Origin of the sequence: Pseudomonas sp. NBRC 111127 (assembly GCF_001320345.1) — a bacterium.
Lineage (GTDB): Bacteria > Pseudomonadota > Gammaproteobacteria > Pseudomonadales > Pseudomonadaceae > Aquipseudomonas > Aquipseudomonas juntendi.
The window spans coordinates 1-3759 of record NZ_BCBD01000260.1 but is presented as its reverse complement, the minus strand read 5'-3'; the positions used below and the strand labels follow the sequence as shown (position 1 = coordinate 3759).

Here is a 3759-nt window from a genome sequence, read left to right as displayed (position 1 = left end):
GGCCTCCCAGACGCCGCCCGCCATTCCCCAACCGACCAATTGGTTGCCAGTGCGCATGCTGCGCGGTTGTGGGTTGCGGTGCTGCCAACCGAAACGCTCGCTGCCTTGCTGGTAGCACGCCAGCAGTTCCTTGCTGGAGTAGGGCTTGCCCTCGTTGCCGTTGTTGGCGGCAAAATTACGCCGGCGCAGCTCTACCGGGTCGATATCAGCGGCACAGGCAAGCTCATCCATCGCGCACTCAAGCGCGACCACGCCTGAGCCGGCCCCAGGGGCACGCATGTCCAGGGGCGTGTACACATCCAGCGAGGCCAGGCGGTAGTTGAGTTCAACGTTGTCGCACTGGTAGAGCATGCCGCTCCATTCCACCAGGTGCTCGGTGAAGTCTTCGAAGCGCGAGGTCTGCCCCAGCCCATCGTGACCGACAGCCAGCAAGCGCCCACCTGCGTCTGCGCCCAGGCGCAAACGCTGCTCGGTGCGGGGCCGGTAGCCGAACGTGAACATTTGCTGGCGCGTCAGGGTGACGCGCACAGAGCGCTGAAGATGCAGCGCCGCCATCACTGCCAGGGGCAGTTGATACTGCGGGCGCAGGCCCGAGCCAAAGGCACCGCCGACGAAGGCTGCGTGCACACGGATCTGGGCCTTGGGCAGGCCGAACACCTTGTGCAGGTAGTCCTGGCAGTTCTGCGTGCCTTGGGTCTTGTCATGAATTTCCAGGCTGCCGTCGGGCTTGTAGTGCACGGTGGAGGCGTGGGGCTCCATCGGGTTGTGGTGCTCGTTGGCAGTCAGGTAGGTGGCATCGACCTGCACGGGTGCCCCAGCGAAACTGCCAGCGAAGTCGCCACGCGGGGCCGGTGTTTCTGCCGGCGCCACATGCGACGCCTTGGTAGCGCCCAGGTCTGTCTCGTGAGGTTCCTCGGCGTATTCGATCCTGATCAATGAGCCTGCATACCGGGCCACCTCCAGGGTGTGCGCCACCACCAGCGCCAGGGGTTGCCCGCTATACAGCACTCGATCGTTGAACAGGGGCCGAAAGGGCGCGCCCTCAGCTGCATCGGCGTCGCTGTAGTCATCGTCATAACTGGAAATATGCGGACGATGCCCATGGTCGAGCACCGCGACAACGCCGGGTACGCCCAGCGCCTCGGTAGCGTCGATGCGCAGTACACGGCCGCGGGCGATGGTACTGGACACCACGCTGCCATGGAGCAGGCCGTCTTTTGGGTATTCGCCCGCATAGCGTGCCTGGCCGGTGACTTTAGCCACGCCATCCACGCGATCCAGAGGGGTACCGACTACCGATTTGTTGTTGACCATGGTCATGCCCCCACACCAGCGGCACGGTGCGCCGCGTCAGTCAATGCACGCACGATTGCACGCTGCGCCAGTGTTACCTTGAAACCATTGTGGGTCAGCGGCTGCGCGCCCTGAAGCAGCGCCTGTGCGGCGTTGTCGAACAGCGCCTCGGAAGGCACCTGGCCAACCAGCAGGCTTTCCACAGCCGTGTCTCGCCATGGTTTGTGCGCTACACCGCCCAGCGCCAGGCGGGCGTGCTGAATCACATCGCCATCCAAGCGCAAAGCCGCAGCGACCGACACCAGCGCAAACGCGTAGGAGGCTCGGTCTCGAATTTTCAGGTAGCGGTAATGCTGTTCGAACAGCGGTGGCGGCAGCTCAACGGCCGTTACCAGTTCATCGGCTGCCAGCTGGTTATCACGCTCCGGATTGTTCTCCGGCAGGCGATGGAAATCTGCGAACGGGATCTGGCGTTTGCCAGCCGGTCCCTCTACGTGCACCACGGCTTCGAGTGCTGCCAGTGCTACGCACATGTCGGACGGATGAGTGGCCACACAGGCCTCACTGGCGCCAAGAATGGCGTGGATGCGGTTGCGGCCACTACGAGCAGGGCATCCGCTGCCGGGTTCACGTTTGTTGCAGGGGGAGCCGGTATCGTAGAAGTAGTAACAGCGTGTGCGCTGGAGCAAGTTGCCGCCGGTACTGGCCATGTTTCTCAACTGCGGTGAAGCGCCCGCCAGGATAGCCTGTGACAGCAACGGGTATTGTTGCTCGATCATCGGGTGCCAGGCCAGGTCGGCATTACTGACCAAGGCACCGATCATGACGCCACCGTTGGCAGTGGGGTGCAGCCCATCCAGCGCCAAGCCTGAGATATCGATCAGGCGCTCGGGGCGGACCACATTTTCCTTCATCAGGTCGACCAGGTTGGTGCCCCCGGCGATGAAGCGCGCGCTGTCGCCAGCCAGGCTCACGGCTTCGCTGACTGACGCAGGCTTGTGGTAGCTGAAGGGCATCATGGCTTCGCCCCCCGTTGTGGTTGATCCGGATGTGCCATCAGCGGCTGGGCTTCTTCGATCGCGGCGACGATGTTGCCATAGGCACCACAGCGGCAAAGGTTGCCGCTCATCTGCTCGCGAATGGCCTCACGGCAGTCGGCACGCCCCTCACGCACAAGCCCGACGGCAGAGCAGATCTGCCCAGGTGTGCAGTACCCGCACTGAAACGCATCGTGGGTGATGAAAGCCCGTTGCATAGGGTGCAGCACGTCGCCGCTGGCCAGCCCCTCGATGGTCACCAAGTCTGCTCCGTCGCACATGATGGCCAGTGTCAGGCAAGCATTGACGCGCTTGCCGTCGCGCAACACCGTGCAGGCGCCACATTGGCCGTGGTCGCAGCCTTTTTTGGTACCTACCAGGTCCAGCTGTTCACGCAACAGGTCGAGCAGGGTGGTCCACGGGTGGACTGCCAGTGTTCGGGGCTGACCATTGAGGGTCAGGCAGATGGGGTGTTCTGCAGCCCCATTGGAAGAGAGCGCGCTCATGGAAGGTCCTCACGGTCAGGGTTCACGCAGTTGGCTGCGTCTTTGTTGTGCGACCCGGGCGGTTGCAGAAACGTTCCACCGGCTTGCCAGGCGTGGAAAGGTGGCTGCGGGCATGGCGTGAGGGCGTGCAGGCATTGTGGTGGTGAGGCGCGGGACTGAGAGTGAAGCTCAGGGCTGCTGGCCGGTAGCCAAGAAGGGATGAGCGGGCGAGGGCACGAACCGTGGCTGACGTATTTGCGGGGAAGGGCCAGTATATTGGTGAACTACAACGTTAACTCAACTAAATGGATATTTAGTGTAGTTATTCCTTAAATGAATATTATAAAGGGCAGGGTAGCTCATCTGCTGAACCAGGGAAAGCTCAATTCCTGGTCCGTTACTCTTGGAGAATCCCGATGCAACCGCATCTGACACCTTGGATGGTTGAAAGCGCGTACCGCTATTGCGAGGCTGCAAAGCACCTGCTTACCGGTCACGACATGATGGCAATTGCCCAAATAAATGCGGCCATTGGCATGGAAATTCTGCTTAAAAGCTTCGTTGCCGTGCCCAATGGTCACCATGGCCAGGTCAATGAAACGTATGACCTGGAGCCCACGCTCATTAGAGATGCCCACCGTGAGCTGCAGCGTATTGGCAAGGTTTCAGCTGATCGGAATCGAGCTGACAAGCACGATCTGCTAACGCTTTTTTACGCGGTGCCTGCTGATATCCGTTCGCGACTTCGATTCGACCAGGAGGAAGAATGGATCGAGCGTTATCGGAACGTTTTCACAAACGCTCGCTATCCGTACGAAGCAAGTTCGCCGGGCGGATATGACGACACGCTGATTTACATTTTGGGCCAGATGATTGAGCGTGTTGTGATGTGGTACCGCGAGCAAGGTTGCCGAGATTTGTTCATCGTTTGCTATGGAATGACG

The 3759-nt window shown here is 60.9% G+C and carries 4 protein-coding genes; 1 reads left to right on the top strand and 3 read right to left on the bottom strand.

Translation table 11 applies throughout. The features are described from left to right. The 3 genes from APH30_RS26440 to APH30_RS26430 form a co-directional block, all read right to left on the bottom strand. The coding region (locus tag APH30_RS26440; protein ID WP_156326718.1) for a xanthine dehydrogenase family protein molybdopterin-binding subunit at positions 1 to 1314 on the bottom strand (1314 nt) is incomplete at its 3' end. Between the two features lie 2 nt (positions 1315 to 1316). Beyond that, complete coding sequence (locus APH30_RS26435; RefSeq protein WP_054914188.1) at positions 1317 to 2312, bottom strand: xanthine dehydrogenase family protein subunit M; 996 nt, start codon at positions 2310 to 2312, stop codon at positions 1317 to 1319. Then, positions 2309 to 2836 carry a (2Fe-2S)-binding protein gene (locus tag APH30_RS26430; protein WP_054914187.1) on the bottom strand — a complete coding sequence of 176 codons (528 nt, stop codon included), beginning with the start codon at positions 2834 to 2836 and terminating at the stop codon, positions 2309 to 2311. The genes APH30_RS26435 and APH30_RS26430 overlap by 4 nt, the downstream gene beginning before the upstream one ends. 395 nt (positions 2837 to 3231) lie before the next feature. Between APH30_RS26430 and APH30_RS26425 the strand changes: the two genes are divergently transcribed. Then, positions 3232 to 3759: hypothetical protein (locus APH30_RS26425; protein ID WP_054914186.1), on the top strand; the 528-nt coding region annotated here is incomplete at its 3' end.